Here is a 19,620-nt window from a genome sequence, read left to right on the forward strand (position 1 = left end):
GCTCCCGCCCCCGCACCCCCCTTCACCTGGACCGCCGACTCCCACACCTGGGAGAACGGCTGCGGGCACATGTACCTCGTCGACCGCGCCCCGAGCGGCGTGGCCCCGCCCCCGCCGCCGGCCGACGCCGCGCCGTGGGCGGGGGCGCACGGGGCGGTGCACGGCGGCGAGACGCTCGTCCGGATCTCCCTCCAGGGCAGGTCGCCGTCGGCCTCCGTCGTGCTCCAGGCCCTCCATGTACGGGTCGTCGGCCGTACCGCGCCCCTCCCCTGGACCGCGTACCGGATGGACAACGGCTGCGGCGGCGCCGTCACCCCGCGCCACTACGCCGTCGACCTCGACGCGTCGCGCCCGCTCGCCCGGCCGGTCGACGGCTACGACGCCTCCGGCTCCGAGGGCCGGAGGATCCCCGCCGTCCCCTTCCCCTACACCGTGACCTCGTCCGATCCCGAGGAGCTGCTCGTCACCGCCGGGACGACGGGCTGCGACTGCCGCTGGTACCTGGAACTGGTGTGGAGCTCGGAGGGCCGCTCGGGCACGGTCCGGATCGCGGACTCGGCGGGGAGACCGTTCCGCACCAGCGGGATCAAGGGGCGGCCGGTCCAGGAGTACGACGTGATCGGTAGGCGCTGGATCACAGGCGAGGGCTCTGGACAGAGCGGGTGACCGCTGGGTAACTTCGAGGAGCAAGGCTGAGCAAGCGCTTAGACAAGCGCGAAGCGGACCAGGACCGGACACCGGACACGAAGGAGGCGGCTCGTGCGCCGTACCGTATTCAACGAGGACCACGAGGCGTTCCGGGAGACCATCCGCGCCTTCATCGAGGCCGAGGTCGTCCCGGTCTACGACGAGTGGTTCGCGGCCGGCCAGGCGCCGCGCGAGTTCTACGAGAAGCTCGGCGAGCTGGGCATCTTCGGCATCAACGTGCCCGAGGAGTTCGGCGGCGCGGGCCTGGACACCCACAAGTTCGAGGCCGTCCTCTACGAGGAGACCTCGCGCGCGGGCGTGCAGTTCGGCGGCTCCGGTGTCCACGTGCTGCTCGCCCTGCCCTACATCAAGATGCTCGCCACCGGTGACCAGAAGAAGCGCTACCTGCCGAAGTTCGTCACCGGCGAGGAGATGTGGGCCCTCGCGATGACCGAGCCGGGCACCGGCTCCGACGTCGCGGGCATGAAGACCACCGCCAAGCTCTCCGAGGACGGCACGCACTACGTCCTCAACGGCGCCAAGACCTTCATCACCGGTGGCGTCCACGCCGACCGCGTGATCGTCTGCGCCCGTACGTCCGCCCCGACGGCCGAGGACCGCCGCTTCGGCATCTCCCTCTTCGCCGTGGACACCAAGTCCGAGGGCTACTCCATCGGCCGCAAGCTGGACAAGCTGGGCCTGCGCACCTCCGACACGGCCGAGCTGGCCTTCGTCGACGTCAAGGTGCCCGTCGAGGACCTCCTCGGCGAGGAGGGCAAGGGCTTCTCCTACCTCGGTCACAACCTGGCCTCCGAGCGCTGGGGCATCGCCTTCGGCGCGTACGCGCAGGCCAAGGCCGCCGTGCGCTTCGCCAAGGAGTACGTGCAGGACCGCACCGTCTTCGGCAAGCCGGTCGCGCACTTCCAGAACACCAAGTTCGAGCTGGCCGCCTGCCAGGCCGAGGTCGACGCCGCCGAGGCCGTGGCCGACCGCGCCCTGGAGGCCCTGGACACGGGCGAGCTGTCCCCGGCCGAGGCCGCGAGCGCCAAGCTCTTCTGCACCGAGGTCGCGCACCGCGTCATCGACCGCTGCCTCCAGCTGCACGGCGGCTACGGCTACATGAACGAGTACCCGATCGCGCGTCTGTACGCCGACAACCGCGTCAACCGCATCTACGGCGGCACCAGCGAGATCATGAAGTCGATCATCGCCAAGTCGATGGGCCTGTAGGTCCAGGTGCCCGACGCGCACAGCGCCCTGGATGGCCTGCTCGATCTGCTCGACCTGGAGCGGATCGAGCGGGACATCTTCCGGGGTGAGTCCCGCTCCGCGCTCGTCCCCCGCGTCTTCGGCGGCCAGGTGGCCGCCCAGGCGCTGGTGGCGGCCGGCAGGACCGTACCCGCAGACCGCCTGGCGCACTCGCTCCACGCGTACTTCCTGCGCCCCGGGGACCCGGGCGCGCCGATCGTCTACACGGTCGACCGCATCCGGGACGGACGCTCCTTCACCACCCGCCGGGTCGTCGCCGTCCAGCACGGGCAGCCGATCTTCCACCTCTCGGCGTCGTTCCAGACGTACGAGGAGGGGCTCGACCACCAGGCGGACATGCCGGCCGCACCGGACCCGGAGTCGCTCCCGACCCCGGCCGAGATGCTGCCCCGTCACCTCCCCCGCGAGGTCGCGGACCGGCTGATCGAGGCCAGGGCGGCCGTCGACCTCCGCTATGCCGAGGTCCCGCCGTGGGGCTCGGTCGGGGAGCCGCGCGAGCCGCGCTCGCAGGTCTGGTTCCGCACGAACGGCAAGCTGGCCGACGACCCTCTCCTCCACGTCGTCCTCGCCACGTACGTCTCCGACATGACGCTGCTCGACTCCGTCCTGCTCGCGCACGGGCGGGGCGGCTGGGCCGTCGGGGACGTCGTCGGGGCGTCCCTGGACCACGCGATGTGGTTCCACCGCCCCTTCCGGGCCGACGAATGGCTCCTGTACGACCAGGAGTCGCCGACCGCGTCCGGCGGGCGCGGCCTGGGCCAGGCCCGGATCTACACGCAGGACGGCAGGCTCGCGATCTCGGTCATCCAGGAGGGTGTCGTTCGCGTGCCGCGCTGATGACCGGACATAGCGTCCGATGTCATGGCAGAGCAGTCGGGCAGCGGTGAGAGCACGTTCACGGTGATCGTGGCGGCGGTGGCGAATCTGGGGATCGCCGCCGCCAAGGCCGTCGCCGGTGTCATCAGCGGATCCAGCGCGATGCTGTCGGAGGCCGCCCACTCGGTCGCCGACACCGTCACCGAGGTCATGCTGCTCACCGCGCTGAAGCGGAGCGAGAAGCCGGCCGACGAGGACCACCCGGTGGGCTACGCGGGCGAACGATACGTGTGGGCGCTGCTCGCGGCCGTGGCGACCTTCGTGGGCGGCGCGGTCTTCTCCGTCTACGACGGCATCCACACCCTCACCCACGGCGAGGAGCTGGGCGACCCTCTGGTCTCGTACATCGTGCTCGGCGTCGCCTTCGTCCTGGAGGGCTACTCGCTCCGGACCGGCGTCCGGCAGATGCGGGCCGAGGCGGACCGGGCCGGGACCGCCTTCGCCCGCTACCTCCGCCTCACCCCCGACACCACGGTGAAGGCGGTGGTGATGGAGGACTCCGCCGCCCTGGCCGGCCTGATGCTCGCGGCGGGCGGCCTCCTCGGCGGCGAGATCACCGGCTCCGGCGTCTGGGACGGCATCGCGTCGATCCTCATCGGCGCGTTGCTCGTGTACGTGGCCTGGGTCCTGGGCCGTTCCAACGCCGAGCTCCTCATCGGCCGGCCGCTGCCGAAGCACGTGCGGGCCGAAGTCCGCGAGGAGCTGCTCTCCGTCCCGCACATCGTGGACGTCCTCGACCTGACGACCCTCATCCAGGGGCCGGACGAGGTCCTGATCGCGGCGAAGGTCGACTTCCGGGACGTGGCGTCGGCGGAGCAGGTGGAGTGGGCGTGCGAGGACGCGGAGTCGCAACTCCGCGAACGCTTCCCCCAGATCCGCCGTGTCTACCTGGACCCCACCCCGGCCCTGACCCAACACCGCCCCCGCACCTGACGCGTCCGCGGGCCCGGCAGCAGCGGGCGCGGGGCCTGGAGGGGGCCTGGGATCAGAGCAGGCCGGCCGCGTGCAGGGTGTAGGCCGTCATCGGTTCGTAGAAGCGCGGGTCCAGGACGTGGTCGTCCAGGGGGATCGTGACCTGCATCGTGCCCTCGGCCTCGCCGATGAAGAGGGCGGGGTCGTTGCAGTCCGCGTATCCGACGGAGTCGATGCCCCGCTGACCGGCCCGTCCGGCCCACCCGTGGTCCGCGATCACCAGGTCGGGCCGTCCGTCCTCGCCGAGCGCGTCGAGGATCGCGTTCATCGGCTCCGGCGAGTGGGTGTGCCAGAGGCTCGCGCCCCGCTCGAAGACCGCGACGTCGGCGAACTGCACGACGTACCCCTCGTCGGCGACGAGCCCACCGGGGATCTTCACGATGTCGCAGCCCTGGGCGCGCAGCCCGGCCGCGACCCGGCTGTGCACGTCGATCAGCGCGCCGGGGTGGCCGGTCGCGAAGAGGACCCGCTCCTTGCCGGCGGCGGCCTTGCGCAGCCGGGCGGCCATCCGCTCCAGGCCGTCCACGGTGAGCTCGGGGTCGATGGTGTCCTGGCCGGCCCGGTGGGCCGGGTCGTCGATGACACCGCAGCGTTCGGCCATCACGGCGAGCACGTCCTGCTCGTCGGTCCAGCGGTCGCCGAGCTCCAGGCCGAGCCAGTAGTGCCGGTCGCCGTTGGCGAGCTTGCGGTAGTGGGAGAGGTTGTTGTCGCGCGGGGTGGCGACGTCTCCCGCGATCCGGGTGCGGACGAGGTGCTCGACAAGGGCGGGGCGGCTGAGTATCGGCATGGGGCTCATTCTGGACGACGGCCTGCCGTTGTGGGCAATCGTTCCGTCCCGTGGACCCGCCCGGAGCCGGACGCCACTCAGCTCCGGAGCGCCCCGAAGGCCCCGTGGGCCAGGCGCCGGAGCAGCTCCTCCATGGTCCGGCGACCCACCGCGTCGAGGTGCGGCGTCGAGTTGAGCAGGCCGAACACCGCGTGGACCGCCGTCCGCGATTCCGACTCCCCCGCGTCCGGGTACAGCTCCCGCACCACCGTCACCCACAGTTCCACGTACTGCCGCTGGAGCTGCCGTACCCGCTTGCGGTCCTCGTCCTTGAGGCGGTCGAGCTCGCGGTCGTGGAGGGTGATCAGCGGCCGGTCGTCGAGGGCGAAGTCGATGTGGCCGTCGATGAGGGCGCCGAGCAGGGCCTCGGGGTCGCCCGTGGTCTCGCCGACCCGCAGCCGGCCGCCGTCGAGGAGCCGCTCGCTGATGCCGACGAGGAGTTCGGCGAGCATCGCGTCCTTGCCGGGGAAGTGGCGGTAGAGGCCGGGGCCGCTGATGCCGACGGCGGCTCCTATCTCGTCCACGCCCACGCCGTGGAAGCCGCGCTCGGCGAAGAGGCGGGCGGCCTCCTTGAGGATCTGCTGGCGCCGCGTCGGGGCGTCGGTCCTGCCGGTGGCGGTCCGGGTCGTGGCCGAGGTCGTGGTCATGGATTCGATTCTAGACAACCCGGTTAGCGGTCGTTAACCTGAACGACATACGTTAACGCTCATTAACCGAGCAAGGGAGCTCGAGGGATGCAGCAGGCACCTGTGCTGGCGAGTGCGGCGGATCCCGCCTCGCCGGCCTGGCAGGCGAACGAGGCGGCGCACCACGAGCTGGCGGCCGTCCTGCGCGCCAAGCTCGCGGCGGCGGCGCTGGGCGGCGGTGAGAAGTCCCGGGCCCGGCACACCGCGCGCGGGAAGCTGCTGCCGAGGGACCGGGTGGACACCCTCCTCGACCCCGGCTCCCCCTTCCTGGAGCTGGCGCCGCTCGCGGCGAACGGGATGTACGGCGACGCGGCCCCGGCGGCCGGGGTCATCGCGGGCATCGGCCGGGTCTCGGGCCGCGAGTGCGTGATCGTCGCCAACGACGCGACGGTCAAGGGCGGCACGTACTACCCGATGACGGTGAAGAAGCACCTCCGGGCCCAGGAGGTGGCGCTGGAGAACCGTCTCCCCTGCCTCTACCTGGTCGACTCGGGCGGCGCGTTCCTGCCGATGCAGGACGAGGTCTTCCCCGACCGGGAGCACTTCGGCCGGATCTTCTACAACCAGGCCCGGATGTCCGGCGCGGGCATCCCGCAGATCGCGGCGGTCCTCGGCTCGTGCACGGCCGGTGGCGCGTACGTGCCGGCGATGAGCGACGAGGCCGTGATCGTACGGAACCAGGGCACGATCTTCCTCGGCGGTCCGCCGCTGGTGAAGGCGGCGACCGGTGAGGTCGTGACGGCGGAGGAGCTGGGCGGCGGCGAGGTCCACTCGCGGATCTCCGGCGTCACCGACCACCTCGCCGAGGACGACGCCCACGCGCTGCGGATCGTGCGGAACATCGTCGCGACGCTCCCCGACCGCGGCCCGCTGCCCTGGTCGGTGGAGCCGGTCGAGGAGCCGAAGGTGGACCCGGCCGGGCTGTACGGCGCGGTGCCGGTGGACTCCCGTACCCCTTACGACGTGCGCGAGGTCATCGCCCGGGTGGTGGACGGCTCCCGTTTCCAGGAGTTCAAGTCCGAGTACGGGCAGACGCTGATCACCGGTTTCGCCCGGATCCACGGGCACCCGGTCGGCATCGTCGCCAACAACGGCATCCTGTTCGCCGAGTCCGCCCAGAAGGGCGCGCACTTCATCGAGCTGTGCGACCAGCGCGGCATCCCGCTGGTCTTCCTGCAGAACATCACCGGCTTCATGGTCGGCAAGGCGTACGAGCACGGCGGCATCGCCAAGCACGGCGCCAAGATGGTGACGGCCGTGGCCACCACCCGGGTCCCGAAGCTGACGGTCGTCGTCGGCGGCTCGTACGGCGCGGGCAACTACTCGATGTGCGGCCGGGCGTACTCGCCGCGCTTCCTGTGGATGTGGCCGAACGCCAAGATCTCGGTCATGGGCGGCGAGCAGGCCGCGTCCGTCCTCGCGACCGTCAAGCGCGACCAGCTCGGCGACGAGTGGAGCGCGGAGGACGAGGAGGCCTTCAAGGCCCCGATCCGCGAGCAGTACGAGACCCAGGGCAGCGCCTACTACGCGAGCGCCCGGCTCTGGGACGACGGCGTCATCGACCCGCTGGAGACCCGGCAGGTCCTCGGCCTCGCCCTGACCGCCTGTGCCAACGCGCCCCTGGGAGACCCCCAGTTCGGCGTCTTCCGGATGTGAGGGTGTGAGGACGTCCATGTTCGACACAGTGCTCGTCGCGAATCGCGGCGAGATCGCGGTCCGGGTCATCCGCACCCTGCGGGCGCTCGGTGTGCGTTCGGTCGCGGTCTACAGCGACGCGGACGCCGATGCCCGGCACGTACGGGAGGCGGACACGGCGGTACGGATCGGCCCGCCGCCGGCCTCGGAGTCGTACCTGTCGGTGGAGGCGCTCCTCGACGCGGCCCGCCGGACGGGCGCGCAGGCGGTGCACCCCGGGTACGGCTTCCTCGCGGAGAACGCGGGGTTCGCGCAGGCGTGCGCGGACGCCGGGCTCGTCTTCATCGGCCCGCCCGCCTCGGCGATCTCCCTGATGGGCGACAAGATCAGGGCGAAGGAGACGGTGAAGGCGGCGGGTGTCCCCGTCGTCCCCGGCGCAGCCGATCCCGAACTGGAGGCCGCGGCACGCGAGTTGGGTGCCCCGGTGCTGCTCAAGCCGAGCGCGGGAGGCGGCGGCAAGGGCATGCGGCTGGTCCGCGACCTGTCGACGCTGACGGAGGAGATCGCGTCCGCGCGTCGCGAGGCCCGCGCCTCCTTCGGTGACGACACGCTGCTGGTGGAGCGGTGGATCGACCGGCCCCGGCACATCGAGATCCAGGTCCTGGCGGACGCCCACGGAAACGTGATCCACCTGGGCGAGCGCGAGTGTTCGCTCCAGCGCCGCCACCAGAAGATCATCGAGGAGGCGCCGAGCGTCCTGCTGACCCCGGAGATCCGGGCGTCGATGGGCGCGGCGGCGGTCGAGGCGGCGCGCTCGTGCGGGTATGTGGGCGCGGGCACGGTCGAGTTCATCGTGCCGGGCGGCGACCCGTCCTCGTACTACTTCATGGAGATGAACACCCGCCTCCAGGTCGAGCACCCGGTCACCGAGCTGATCACGGGCGTGGACCTGGTGGAGTGGCAGCTGAGGGTGGCGTCGGGCGAGCCGCTGCCCTTCACGCAGGAGGACATCACCCTCACGGGCTGGGCGATCGAGGCCCGGATCTGCGCGGAGGACCCCTCCCGCGGCTTCCTGCCCTCGGGCGGCACGGTCCTGGCCCTGAACGAGCCGGCCGGCGAAGGAGTCCGCACGGACTCGGGCCTCTCGGAGGGTACGGAGGTCTCGTCCCTCTACGACCCGATGCTGTCGAAGGTCATCGTCCACGCCGAGGACCGCCCGACGGCCCTGCGCCGCCTGCGCGCGGCCCTGGCGGACACGGTGACCCTGGGGGTCCCGACGAACGCGGGCTTCCTGCGTCGCCTGCTGGCCCACCCGGACGTCGTCTCCGGCGCCCTGGACACGGGCCTGGTGGAGCGGGACGCGGAGAGCCTGGTCCCGGAGGGCGTCCCGGAGGAGGTGTACGCGGCGGCGGCGGCCGTACGGCTCGCGGAGCTGGATCCGGCACCTCGGGGCGGCTGGACCGACCCGTTCTCGGTGCCCAGCGGCTGGCGCCTGGGCGGCAGCCCGGCTCCGCTCCCCTTCCCCGTACGGGCGGCGGGACTCGAAGCCGTCATGGCGGAGGCGCCGGCCGGCGCACGGGTCACGGACACCTCGGTGACGGTCACGGTGGACGGCATCGTCCACCGCTTCCACCGGGCCGGCCGCTGGCTGGGCCGCGACGGCGACTCCTGGCACGTCATGGACCATGACCCCGTCGCCGCCGCGCTCTCCGGCGCCCGCCACGGGGGCGCCGACACGCTCGCCGCTCCCATGCCGGGGACCGTGACCGTCGTCAAGGTGGCCGTCGGGGACGAGGTCGAGGCCGGGCAGAGTCTGCTGGTCGTCGAGGCGATGAAGATGGAGCACGTCATCTCCGCCCCGCACGCCGGCACCGTCACCGAGCTGGACGTCACGCCCGGTTCGACCGTCGCCATGGACCAGATCCTGGCCGTGGTGACGCCCCGCGAGGAGGAGGACGCGTGAGCCTGCCGATGACCGTGGGGGACCCGTCCCTCCCCGCCCGGGTGCGGATCCACGAGGTCGGGGCCCGGGACGGGCTGCAGAACGAGAAGACGGCCGTCCCGACCGACGTGAAGGCCGAGTTCGTCCGGCGGCTCGCCGCCGCCGGGCTCGGCACGATCGAGGCGACCAGCTTCGTGCACCCCAAGTGGGTGCCCCAGCTGGCGGACGCGGAGGACCTGTTCCCGCTGGTCCGCGATCTGCCGGTCCGGCTCCCGGTGCTCGTGCCCAACGAGCGGGGTCTCGACCGCGCCCTCGCGCTCGGGGCCCGCGAGGTCGCCGTGTTCGCCTCGGCGACCGAGTCCTTCGCGAAGGCCAACCTGAACCGGACCGTGGACGAGGCGCTCGCGATGTTCGCGCCGACCGTCACGCGGGCCATAGAGTCCGGGCTGAAGGTCCGCGGCTATCTGTCGATGTGCTTCGGCGACCCGTGGGAGGGCGCCGTCCCGATCGAGCAGGTCGTCCGCGTCACCAAGGCCCTCGCCGAGATGGGCTGCGACGAGCTGAGCCTCGGGGACACGATCGGCGTCGCCACTCCCGGCCACGTCCAGGCGCTGCTGACGGCCCTGTACGAGGCCGGTGTCCCCGCCTCCCGTATCGCCGTGCACTTCCACGACACCTACGGCCAGGCCCTCTCCAACACGCTCGCCGCGCTCCGCCACGGAGTGACCACGGTCGACGCCTCCGCCGGCGGCCTCGGCGGCTGCCCCTACGCGAAGAGCGCGACCGGCAATCTCGCCACCGAGGATCTCGTGTGGATGCTCGACGGCCTCGGCATCGAGACCGGGGTCGATCTGGCCGCCCTCACCGCCACAAGCGTGTGGATGGCCGACCAGCTGGGCCGGCCCAGCCCCTCCCGTACCGTCCGCGCCCTCTCCCACAAGGAGTGACGTCCCCCATGTCTCTCGACCACCGGCTCTCCGCCGAGCACGAGGAACTCCGCCGTACCGTCGAGGCGTTCGCCCACGACGTCGTGGCGCCGAAGATCGGCGACTACTACGAGCGGCACGAGTTCCCGTACGAGATCGTCCGTGAGATGGGCCGTATGGGCCTGTTCGGGCTGCCGTTCCCCGAGGAGTACGGCGGCATGGGCGGTGACTACCTGGCGCTCGGCATCGCCCTGGAGGAGCTGGCCCGGGTCGACTCCTCCGTCGCGATCACCCTGGAGGCGGGTGTCTCGCTCGGCGCGATGCCCGTGTACCTCTTCGGTACGGACGAGCAGAAGCGCGAGTGGCTGCCGAGGCTCTGTGCCGGCGAGCTGCTGGGGGCCTTCGGTCTCACCGAGCCGGGCGCCGGTTCGGACGCGGGCGGCACCCGTACGACGGCCGTGCGCGACGGCGACCACTGGGTCATCAACGGTTCGAAGTGCTTCATCACCAACTCCGGTACGGACATCACGGGTCTGGTGACGGTCACGGCGGTCACCGGCCGCAAGCCCGACGGCCGTCCGCTGATCTCCTCGATCATCGTCCCTTCCGGCACCCCCGGTTTCACCGTGGCCGCCCCCTACTCGAAGGTCGGCTGGAACGCCTCGGACACCCGTGAGCTGTCCTTCGACGACGTCCGCGTCCCGGTGGAGAACCTGCTCGGCGAGGAGGGCCGCGGCTACGCGCAGTTCCTGCGGATCCTCGACGAGGGCCGGGTCGCGATCGCGGCGCTGGCGACGGGTCTGGCGCAGGGCTGTGTCGACGAGTCGGTGAAGTACGCGAAGGAACGTCACGCCTTCGGCCGGCCGATCGGCGACAACCAGGCCATCCAGTTCAAGATCGCCGACATGGAGATGCGGGCGCACATGGCCCGGATCGGCTGGCGGGACGCGGCCTCGCGGCTGGTCCTCGGCGAGACGTTCAAGAAGGAGGCGGCGATCGCGAAGCTGTACTCCTCGACGGTGGCCGTGGACAACGCCCGTGAGGCGACCCAGATCCACGGCGGCTACGGCTTCATGAACGAGTACCCGGTGGCCCGGATGTGGCGCGACTCGAAGATCCTGGAGATCGGCGAGGGCACGAGCGAGGTCCAGCGGATGCTGATCGCCCGGGAGTTGGGCCTGCAGGCCTGACCCGGTCCGGTCCGCACGGAGGGTCCGCCGCCCCGAGGGGGTGGCGGACCCTTCCCCCCTTACCGGCTTATGTGAGGTTAGGCTAACCTATGTTTTCATGACGAACCCCGAGACCGCCCCCTTCCAGTTCTTCCACCTGCGGGTGGACCGGACCCGGCGGCTCGGCCCGTCCCTGGTCCGCGTCACCTTCACCGGCGACGACCTGAAGAACTTCGCCGCCGGCGGCCGCGACCAGTCGCTCTCCCTCTTCCTGCCGCACCCCGGCCAGGACGCGCCCGCCCTGCCGCCGCTCGACAACCCGGACATGTACGCGATCCTCGGCGCCTGGCGCGCGATGCCCGACGACGTGCGGGCCGTGATGCGTTCGTACACCGTCCGCGAGCAGCGCACCGAGCAGGAGCACGCCGAGAACGCCGTCGACATCGACTTCGCGATCCACGAGGACGGCGGCCCCGCCTGCCGTTGGGCCTCCCGGGCCACCCCCGGCGACCGTGTGGTCGTCCTCGGCCCGGCGATCGCCGAGAACACCGGCGTCCGCTTCCAGCTGCCCGAGGACGCCGACTCCGTCCTGATCTGGGCGGACGAGACGGCCCTTCCGGCCGCCTCGGCGATCCTGGAGTGGCTGCCGGCCGGGATCCGCGCCCAGGTGTTCCTGGAGGTGCCGTACTCCGGCGACCGTACGGAGCTGGCGACACAGGCGGACGCGACCGTCACCTGGCTCGTACGCGAGGAGGGGGCGCCGTCCGCCGTGGACGCGGTGCGCGGCGTCGAACTGCCCGGAGAGGCCCCGTACGTCTGGATCGCGGGCGAGTCGGGCGCGGTGAAGGCGCTGCGCCGGCACTTCGTGCGGGACGGTGAACTCGACCGGCGCCGGGTGACGTTCGTCGGCTACTGGCGCAAGGGCCTGTCCGAGGACGCGCTGCGCGAGGTCCCGGACGAGACGCAGGAAGAGGCATAACCCGGGACACACCAGCCCGGTGCACACCCCGCCATAACCGGACAGTCCGGTCGATGGCGATCGTCAACTCCCGTGACACATGAGGGGCGAGGGTCGTTGCGGTGGAAAGTTAGGTTAGGCTAACCTTGTTTTCACCGCGTCGCCCCTCGCCCCTTTCCCCTGTCCGGAGGGCGCGACCGAGCCCCGTACCTGGAGGCCCCCCACATGCGCTCTCACCTGCTCAACGACGCCACGGCGGAGAGCTACCGGCGCTCCGTCACCGAAGGAGTCGAGCGGGTGGCGGACAAACTCGCCGCGACGCGACGTCCGTTCACCGGAGTGACCCCCGCCGAGCTCGCCCCCGTCATCGACGCCGTCGACCTCGACCGTCCGCTCGGCGACTCCTCCGCCGCGCTCGACGAGCTGGAGAGCGTCTACCTCCGGGACGCCGTCTACTTCCACCACCCCCGCTACCTGGGCCACCTCAACTGCCCGGTGGTCATCCCCGCCGTCCTCGGCGAGGCGGTGCTCTCGGCGGTCAACTCCTCCCTGGACACCTGGGACCAGAGCGCCGGCGGCACCCTCATCGAGCGCAAGATCGTCGACTGGACCTGCGGCCGCATCGGCCTCGGCCCCGCCGCCGACGGCGTGTTCACCAGCGGCGGTACGCAGTCCAACCTCCAGGCACTGCTCCTCGCCCGCGAGGAGGCGAAGACGACCGACCTGTCGAAGCTCCGGATCTTCTCCTCCGAGTGCAGCCACTTCAGCGTCCAGAAGTCGGCCACCCTCCTCGGCCTCGGCCAGGACGCCGTCGTCTCCATACCCGTCGACCGGAACAAGCGGATGCAGTCCGTCGTCCTCGCCGCCGAGCTGGAGGCCTGCCGCGCCGAGGGCCTCGTCCCGATGGCGATCGTCGCCACCGCCGGCACCACCGACTTCGGTTCCATCGACCCGCTGCCCGAGATCGCCGCCCTGGCCGACGAGTACGGCGCCTGGATGCACGTGGACGCCGCCTACGGCTGCGGACTGCTCGCCTCCCCGACCCGCCGCCACCTCCTGGACGGCATCGAGCGGGCCGACTCGGTCACCGTCGACTTCCACAAGTCCTTCTTCCAGCCGGTGAGTTCCTCCGCCGTCCTGGTCCGCGACGGGGCGACCCTGCGGCACGCGACCTACCACGCGGACTACCTCAACCCGCGCCGCACCATCGCGGAGCAGATCCCCAACCAGGTCGACAAGTCCCTCCAGACCACCCGCCGCTTCGACGCGCTCAAGCTGTGGATGACGCTGCGCGTGATGGGCGCCGACGGTGTGGGGCAGCTCTTCGACGAGGTCTGCGACCTGGCCGCCGAGGGCTTCGCGCTGCTCGCCGCCGACCCGCACTACGACGTCGTGGTCGAGCCGCAGATCTCCACCCTCGTCTACCGCTACATCCCGGAGAAGGTCACGTCCCCCGAGGACATCGACCGGGCCAACCTGCACGCCCGCAAGGCCCTCTTCGCCTCCGGCGAGGCCGTCGTCGCCGGCACCAAGGTCGACGGCCGCCAGTACCTCAAGTTCACCCTGCTCAACCCCGAGACCACCGCGGCCGACATCGCCGCCGTCCTCGATCTGATCGCCGGCTACGCCGAGCAGTACCTGGGAGAGACCCTTGTCCACGCCTGAGACGACCGAGATCCACGACTTCATCGGCATCGGACTCGGTCCGTTCAACCTCGGACTCGCCTGCCTGACGGAGCCGATCGACGAGCTGAACGGCCTCTTCCTGGAGTCGAAGCCCGACTTCGAGTGGCACTCGGGGATGTTCCTGGAGGGCGCCCACCTCCAGACCCCGTTCATGTCGGACCTGGTCACGATGGCCGACCCGACCTCGCCGTACTCCTTCCTGAACTACCTGAAGGACAAGGGCCGGCTGTACTCGTTCTACATCCGCGAGAACTTCTACCCGCTGCGGACCGAGTACAACGACTACTGCCGCTGGGCCGCCGGACGCCTCTCCTCCGTCCGCTTCTCGACCACCGTCGCGACCGTGACGTTCGACGAGGGCGCCGAGGTGTACGTGGTGACCACCGAGGGCGGAGAGACGTTCCGCGCGCGTCGTCTGGTCCTCGGCACCGGCACCCCGGCCTACGTCCCCGAGACCTGCCGGGGCCTCGGCGGCGACCTGATCCACAACTCGCGCTACCTCCCGAACAAGGAGGAGCTCCAGAAGAAGAAGTCGATCACCCTGGTCGGCAGCGGCCAGAGCGCCGCCGAGATCTACTACGACCTCCTCGGCGAGATCGACGTCCACGGGTACAAGCTCAACTGGGTGACCCGCTCCCCGCGCTTCTTCCCGCTGGAGTACACCAAGCTCACCCTGGAGATGACCTCCCCGGAGTACGTGGACTACTTCCACGCCCTCCCCGAGCAGACCCGCTACCGCCTGGAGACCCAGCAGAAGGGCCTCTTCAAGGGCATCGACGGCGAGCTGATCGACGCCATCTTCGACCTGCTCTACCAGAAGAACCTGAACGGCCCCGTGCCCACCCGCCTCCTCACCAACTCCGCGCTGCACACCGCCGCGTACGAGGAGTCGACGGGCACGTACACCCTCGGCTTCCGCCAGGAGGAGCAGGAGAAGGACTTCACCCTGGACACCGAGGGCCTGATCCTCGCCACCGGGTACAAGTACGCCGTCCCCGCCTTCCTCGAGCCGGTCCGCGACCGCCTCAACTGGGACGGCCAGGGCCGCTTCGACGTGGCCCGCAACTACGCGATCGACACGACGGGCCGCGGGGTGTTCCTGCAGAACGCCTCCGTGCACACCCACTCGATCACCTCGCCCGACCTCGGCATGGGGGCGTACCGCAACGCGTACATCATCGGGGCGATGCTGGGCTACGAGTACTACCCCGTCGAGAAGACCATCGCTTTCCAGGAGTTCGCGGCATGACCGTATCGATACGTCCCTTCGATCCCCTGAAGGACGCGGAGCTGATCCACCCCTGGGTCACCCACCCCAAGGCCGCCTTCTGGATGATGCAGGACGCCACGCCGCAGGACGTCGAGCGCGAGTACACGGCGATCACCGCCCACCCGCACCACGACGCCTTCATCGGCGAGGTCGACGGCGAGCCGGCCTTCCTCATGGAGCGGTACGACCCGTCGGAGCTGGAGCTGGTCGGGCTGTACGAGCCGCAGCCCGGTGACGTCGGCATGCACTTCCTCGTCGCGCCCACCGACACCCCCGTGCACGGCTTCACCCGCACCGTGATCACCGCCGTGATGGCGGAGCTGTTCGCCGACCCGGCGACCCTCCGGGTGGTCGTCGAGCCGGACGTGTCCAACAAGGCCGTCCACACGCTCAACGAGGCCGTCGGCTTCGTGCCGGAGCGCGAGATCCAGAAGCCGGAGAAGAAGGCTCTGCTGAGCTTCTGCACCCGGGAGCAGTTCCAGGCCGCTGTGGGAGTCGCCGTATGAGCACCATCGATGTGTCGAACCCCGTCGCGCACCTCACCCCCGAGCTCTGGGCGGACGCCAACCGCGCACTGATCCGCAAGGGGCTCGCGGAGTTCGCCCACGAGCGGCTCCTCGACCCGCGGGAGCTCGGCGAGAGCCGCTACGCGGTCCTGTCGGACGACGGCACCACCGAATACCGCTTCACCGCGGACCGGTACGCCCTCGACCACTGGCAGGTCTACGCCGAGTCGATCAGCCGCCACCGCGGTGACGAGCAGCTCCCGCTCGACGCGCTCCGGTTCATCACCGAGCTGCGCGGCGCCCTCGGCCTGAGCGACGAGGTCCTGCCCGTCTACCTGGAGGAGATCTCCTCCACGCTCGCCGGTACGGCGTTCAAGGCGACCAAGGAGCCGGTCACCTCCTCCGAGCTCACCCACGCCGGTTTCCAGGCGATCGAGACGGGGATGACCGAGGGCCACCCCTGCTTCGTCGCCAACAACGGCCGGCTCGGCTTCGGCGTGGACGAGTTCCGCGCGTACGCCCCCGAGGCGGCGAGCGAGATCCACCTGATCTGGCTGGCGGCGCGGCGCGACCGCACCACCTTCACGGCCGGCGCGGGCATCGACTACGAGGCCTTCGTCCGCGCGGAGCTGGGCGACGCGACGGTGGACGGCTTCGCGGCGACCCTGGCGGCCCGCGGCCTCGACCCGGCCGACTACCTCCTCATGCCGGCGCACCCCTGGCAGTGGTGGAACAAGCTGTCCGTCACCTTCGCGGCCGAGGTCGCGCAGCAGCGCCTGGTGTACCTGGGCGAGGGCGACGACACGTATCTGGCGCAGCAGTCGATCCGTACCTTCTTCAACACCTCCGACCCGGCCAAGCACTATGTGAAGACGGCCCTCTCCGTCCTCAACATGGGCTTCATGCGGGGTCTTTCGGCCGCGTACATGGAGGCGACTCCGGCGATCAACGACTGGCTGCACACGCTGATCGAGTCGGACGCGACGTTCCGGTCGGCGCGCTTCTCGATCATCCGCGAGCGGGCGGCCGTCGGCTACCGGCACCTGGAGTACGAGGCCGCGACCGACCGCTACTCGCCGTACCGCAAGATGCTGGCGGCGCTCTGGCGCGAGTCCCCGGTGCCGACCCTCGCCGAGGGCGAGCGGCTCGCGACGATGGCGTCCCTCCTGCACGTGGACCACACGGGCGCGTCGTTCGCGGGTGCGCTGATCAAGGAGTCGGGCCTGGAGGCCCCGGTCTGGCTCCGCCAGTACCTGGACGCCTACCTGCTCCCGGTCCTGCACAGCTTCTACGCGTACGACCTGGCGTTCATGCCGCACGGCGAGAACGTGATCCTGGTCCTCGACGAGCGCGGCGCGGTGTCGCGGGCGATCTTCAAGGACATCGCCGAGGAGATCGTCGTCATGGACCCGGCGGCGGTCCTGCCGCCGGCGGTGGAGCGGGTCCGGGCGGAGATCCCCGAGGACATGAAGCTCCTCTCGGTCTTCACGGACGTCTTCGACTGCTTCTTCCGCTTCCTGGCGGCGACGCTCGCCACGGAGGGCGTCCTCGACGAGGACGGCTTCTGGCGGACGGTCGCGGAGTGCGTACGCGGCTACGAGCAGTCGAAGCCGGAACTGGCGGACCGGTTCGCGCAGTACGACATGTTCGCGGAGACCTTCGCCCTGTCGGCCCTGAACCGCCTCCAGCTCCGCAACAACAAGCAGATGGTCGACCTCTCCGACCCGTCGGCGGCCCTCCAGCTCGTCGGCGACCTGGTGAACCCGATCGCCCGCTTCGCCTGACGGAGCGCGCCCGCCGGGCGACCCCGGCCACGCACCCCGCGTGACCCCGAGACCGGTGTGAGCCCCGGCGGAGTACGGTCCTCCGCCGGGGCTCACACCTGTTCTCCCCGAAGGGGCACCCGCACGGCGTGGAGCCTCACCCGGCTACGGCTCGGTCACGTCGCGGGAGAAACGGCCCGGAAGATCGAATCCGGCGCACAGGATGAGGGGCATGAGTCGTCACTCCCTCCGCGCCGCCGCCCTCGGCACGCTCCTGCTCGCCGGTCTCGTCCCGCTCGTCGGCGGCTGCGCCGACCCCGGCGACGACCCGCGTGCGACGGCCTCCCGCGAGGGCATGCGGTACTGCCCGGGCCCCAACGAGCCGCCACTCGAACCGCAGACGCCGTGCATCTCGCAGGACCCCGCGCAGAAGTACGCGGAGAACCACGGCTACCGGCGTCAGATGGAGATCACCGAGGAGCAGCGCGCCGGGGCACGGGACAGGGCGGAAGCCCTCGCCAAGGCGCTGTGGCGCATCAAGGACGAGCCGGCCGGCGAGTCCGAGATCCGGGCGGCTGCCGCCGCCGCCCTCGGCCTGGCGCCGCACGAGCTGGAGTACCGGGAGGGCGCCCGGGGCGAGCGCCCCCAGAACATCGACGTCGGTGGCGGCGAGGGCAAGGTCTGCGTCAACGGCCGCATCGACGACCAGGGGCAGGCCACCGCCGAGGTCGCGGGCCGCACGATGGACGGAACGTGCCTGCCGGGCCTCGGAGGCCACTGACGATCCGCTACTCCGCCGGCCAGGGCACCTCCGGGGACCGGTAGTAGTCGATGCCCAGGGCGTCGAACCTCGGGGCCTGTTCCGCGAGGCGGACCTTGTAGGTGTCCCAGTCGTGGGTCGCCGCCGGTGACCAGCCGAGTTCCGCCAGGCCCGGCAGGCGCGGGAAGGCCATGACGTCGAGGTCGTCCGTGGTGGCCAGGGTCTCCGTCCAGAGCGGGGCCTCGATGCCGCGGACGGTTTCCTCCGGGGCGCCCGCGAGGTAGGTGGCCGGGTTCCAGTCGTACGACGTGCGGACCTCCACGTAGCCCGCCCAGGCGAGGCCGAGCTTGGTGTCCTTCGTGTACTTCATGTCGAGATACGTGCGGTCGGCCGGGGAGAGGATCAGGCCGGTGCCGTTCCGGGCGGCGGCCGCGACCCGCTCCTTCTCCTCCGTGGGGGTGCGGTCGAGGCCCCAGTACTGGACGAGTGCGCCGTCCGCCGGGGTCGTGCCGGTCAGCTGGTGCCAGCCGACGACCTTCTTCCCGTACTTCGCGACGACCGGCTGCACCTTGTCCATGAAGGTCACGTAGTCCGCGTGGCTGGTGGAGTGCGCCTCGTCGCCGCCGATGTGGATGTACCGGCCGGGGGTGAGCGCGGCGATCTCGCGGATCACGTCGTCGACGAAGTCGTACGTGACGGGCTTCGGCACGCACAGGGAGCTGAAGCCGACCTTGACGCCGGTGTAGAGCGGCGGGGCGACGCCGTCGCAGTTGAGCTCGGCGTAGGAGGCGAGGGCGGCGTTGGTGTGGCCGGGGAGGTCGATCTCGGGAATCACCTCCTGGTAGCGGGAGGCGGCGTACCGGACGATCTCCTGGTACTGGTCCTTGGTGTAGAAGCCGCCGGGTCCGCCGCCGACCTCGGTGGAGCCGCCGTGGGTGGTGAGCCGGGGCCAGGAGTCGACGGCGATGCGCCAGCCCTGGTCGTCGGAGAGGTGCAGATGGAGGGTGTTGACCTTGTAGAGCGCGAGCTGGTCGATGTACCGCTTCACCTCGTCGACGGTGAAGAAGTGGCGGGAGACGTCGAGCATGGCGCCCCGGTAGGCGTACCGCGGGGTGTCGGTGATCGTGCCGCCGGCGATCTTCCAGGGCCCGTTCTGGACGCTCTTGCGTTCGACGGCGGAGGGCAGCTGCTGGCGCAGGGTCTGGACGCCGCGGAAGAGCCCGGCGGGTTCGCGCGCGGTGAGGACGACGCCGTCGGGGGCCGAGTGGAGCCGGTAGCCCTCGGCGCCGAGCGCGGTGTCGCCGGGGCTGAGGCGGAGCCGGATGCCGCCGCGGGCGGCGACGTCCTCGACGACGGGCAGCGGGAAGCCGGTGGCGGGGCGGAGCAGTCCGGCGAGGTAGCGGCCGAGCTCCTGGGTCTCGCGGTTCGTGCCGTCCACGCCGATGCGGGTGGTCCGGGTGAGGGTGTAGGGCTCGCCCTCGGGGGTGACGGAGGCGGGTACGGGCACGATGCGGCCGAGCGGGCGGACCTCGGGCTCGGCGGCGGCCGTGGCGTTCTTGCCGTCCGTCGTGCTGTCGGCGGCGGCCTCCCCGCAGCCGACACCGGCGGCGGCGACCAGGAGCAGGGATCCGATCAGGCGCGGAATCCTTCGGCGCTGTGTCACAGGCTGGTCCCCTTCGGGCGTTGGAT

The 19,620-nt window shown here is 71.1% G+C and carries 16 protein-coding genes and 1 pseudogene; 14 read left to right on the forward strand and 3 right to left on the reverse strand.

The window, feature by feature from the left end; genetic code table 11:
- The 4 genes and pseudogenes from IF00_RS0133720 to IF00_RS0133735 form a co-directional block, all read left to right on the forward strand.
- Window positions 1–666 (forward strand): annotated as a pseudogene (locus IF00_RS0133720) (helix-turn-helix domain-containing protein); the annotation flags it as partial.
- Between the two features lie 93 nt (window positions 667–759).
- Window positions 760–1,917, forward strand: a complete 1,158-nt coding sequence (locus IF00_RS0133725; protein WP_030324720.1) for an acyl-CoA dehydrogenase family protein — start codon at window positions 760–762, stop codon at window positions 1,915–1,917.
- 6 nt (window positions 1,918–1,923) lie between these two features.
- Window positions 1,924–2,793, forward strand: a complete 870-nt coding sequence (locus tag IF00_RS0133730; protein WP_030324722.1) for an acyl-CoA thioesterase — start codon at window positions 1,924–1,926, stop codon at window positions 2,791–2,793.
- Window positions 2,794–2,817: 24 nt separating this feature from the next.
- The gene (locus IF00_RS0133735) at window positions 2,818–3,765 is read left to right on the forward strand and encodes a cation diffusion facilitator family transporter (protein WP_030324724.1); all 948 of its coding nucleotides are present in this window, start codon (window positions 2,818–2,820) and stop codon (window positions 3,763–3,765) included.
- 52 nt (window positions 3,766–3,817) lie between these two features.
- Here IF00_RS0133735 and IF00_RS0133740 read toward each other — a convergent pair whose 3' ends face one another.
- Both IF00_RS0133740 and IF00_RS0133745 read right to left on the reverse strand, forming a co-directional pair.
- Complete coding sequence (locus IF00_RS0133740) at window positions 3,818–4,591, reverse strand: phosphatase (protein WP_030324726.1); 774 nt, start codon at window positions 4,589–4,591, stop codon at window positions 3,818–3,820.
- 77 nt (window positions 4,592–4,668) lie between these two features.
- Window positions 4,669–5,277, reverse strand: a complete 609-nt coding sequence (locus tag IF00_RS0133745; protein ID WP_030324728.1) for an SACE_7040 family transcriptional regulator — start codon at window positions 5,275–5,277, stop codon at window positions 4,669–4,671.
- Between the two features lie 87 nt (window positions 5,278–5,364).
- Between IF00_RS0133745 and IF00_RS0133750 the strand changes: the two genes are divergently transcribed.
- The 10 genes from IF00_RS0133750 to IF00_RS0133795 all read left to right on the forward strand — a co-directional run bounded on the left by IF00_RS0133750 (window position 5,365) and on the right by IF00_RS0133795 (window position 17,952).
- The gene (locus IF00_RS0133750; RefSeq protein ID WP_030324730.1) at window positions 5,365–6,972 is read left to right on the forward strand and encodes a carboxyl transferase domain-containing protein; all 1,608 of its coding nucleotides are present in this window, start codon (window positions 5,365–5,367) and stop codon (window positions 6,970–6,972) included.
- A gap of 16 nt (window positions 6,973–6,988) precedes the next feature.
- Window positions 6,989–8,914 (forward strand): acetyl/propionyl/methylcrotonyl-CoA carboxylase subunit alpha, encoded by a 1,926-nt coding sequence (locus IF00_RS0133755; protein WP_030324732.1) that lies wholly within the window; start codon window positions 6,989–6,991, stop codon window positions 8,912–8,914.
- A complete protein-coding gene (locus IF00_RS0133760) occupies window positions 8,911–9,840 on the forward strand; it encodes a hydroxymethylglutaryl-CoA lyase (RefSeq protein WP_245234704.1) in 930 nt (309 codons plus the stop codon). Before IF00_RS0133755 ends, IF00_RS0133760 begins: the two co-directional genes overlap by 4 nt.
- Before the next feature lie 8 nt (window positions 9,841–9,848).
- Window positions 9,849–11,009 carry an acyl-CoA dehydrogenase family protein gene (locus tag IF00_RS0133765; RefSeq protein WP_030324736.1) on the forward strand — a complete coding sequence of 387 codons (1,161 nt, stop codon included), beginning with the start codon at window positions 9,849–9,851 and terminating at the stop codon, window positions 11,007–11,009.
- Between the two features lie 97 nt (window positions 11,010–11,106).
- Entirely contained in the window at window positions 11,107–11,967 is an 861-nt protein-coding gene (locus IF00_RS0133770) for a siderophore-interacting protein (protein WP_030324738.1), read from the forward strand.
- Window positions 11,968–12,171: 204 nt separating this feature from the next.
- Window positions 12,172–13,611: a pyridoxal phosphate-dependent decarboxylase family protein gene (locus IF00_RS0133775; RefSeq protein WP_030324740.1), complete on the forward strand. Its 1,440-nt coding sequence runs from the start codon at window positions 12,172–12,174 to the stop codon at window positions 13,609–13,611.
- Window positions 13,598–14,881 carry a lysine N(6)-hydroxylase/L-ornithine N(5)-oxygenase family protein gene (locus IF00_RS0133780; protein ID WP_030324742.1) on the forward strand — a complete coding sequence of 428 codons (1,284 nt, stop codon included), beginning with the start codon at window positions 13,598–13,600 and terminating at the stop codon, window positions 14,879–14,881. The genes IF00_RS0133775 and IF00_RS0133780 overlap by 14 nt, the downstream gene beginning before the upstream one ends.
- Window positions 14,878–15,408 carry a GNAT family N-acetyltransferase gene (locus tag IF00_RS0133785; protein ID WP_030324747.1) on the forward strand — a complete coding sequence of 177 codons (531 nt, stop codon included), beginning with the start codon at window positions 14,878–14,880 and terminating at the stop codon, window positions 15,406–15,408. The genes IF00_RS0133780 and IF00_RS0133785 overlap by 4 nt, the downstream gene beginning before the upstream one ends.
- On the forward strand, window positions 15,405–17,192 hold the full coding sequence (locus tag IF00_RS0133790) for an IucA/IucC family protein (RefSeq protein WP_030324749.1): 1,788 nt from the start codon (window positions 15,405–15,407) through the stop codon (window positions 17,190–17,192). The genes IF00_RS0133785 and IF00_RS0133790 overlap by 4 nt, the downstream gene beginning before the upstream one ends.
- Before the next feature lie 211 nt (window positions 17,193–17,403).
- On the forward strand, window positions 17,404–17,952 hold the full coding sequence (locus tag IF00_RS0133795) for a hypothetical protein (RefSeq protein WP_030324751.1): 549 nt from the start codon (window positions 17,404–17,406) through the stop codon (window positions 17,950–17,952).
- Window positions 17,953–17,959: 7 nt separating this feature from the next.
- On the opposite strand, the gene IF00_RS0133800 is transcribed toward IF00_RS0133795, so the two are convergent.
- Window positions 17,960–19,594, reverse strand: a complete 1,635-nt coding sequence (locus IF00_RS0133800) for a beta-N-acetylhexosaminidase (protein WP_030324754.1) — start codon at window positions 19,592–19,594, stop codon at window positions 17,960–17,962.
- Between the last annotated feature and the right edge of the window lie 26 nt (window positions 19,595–19,620).

The sequence above is a fragment of the Streptomyces flavochromogenes genome (genome assembly GCF_000717595.1).
Taxonomy (GTDB): Bacteria; Actinomycetota; Actinomycetes; order Streptomycetales; family Streptomycetaceae; genus Streptomyces; species Streptomyces flavochromogenes.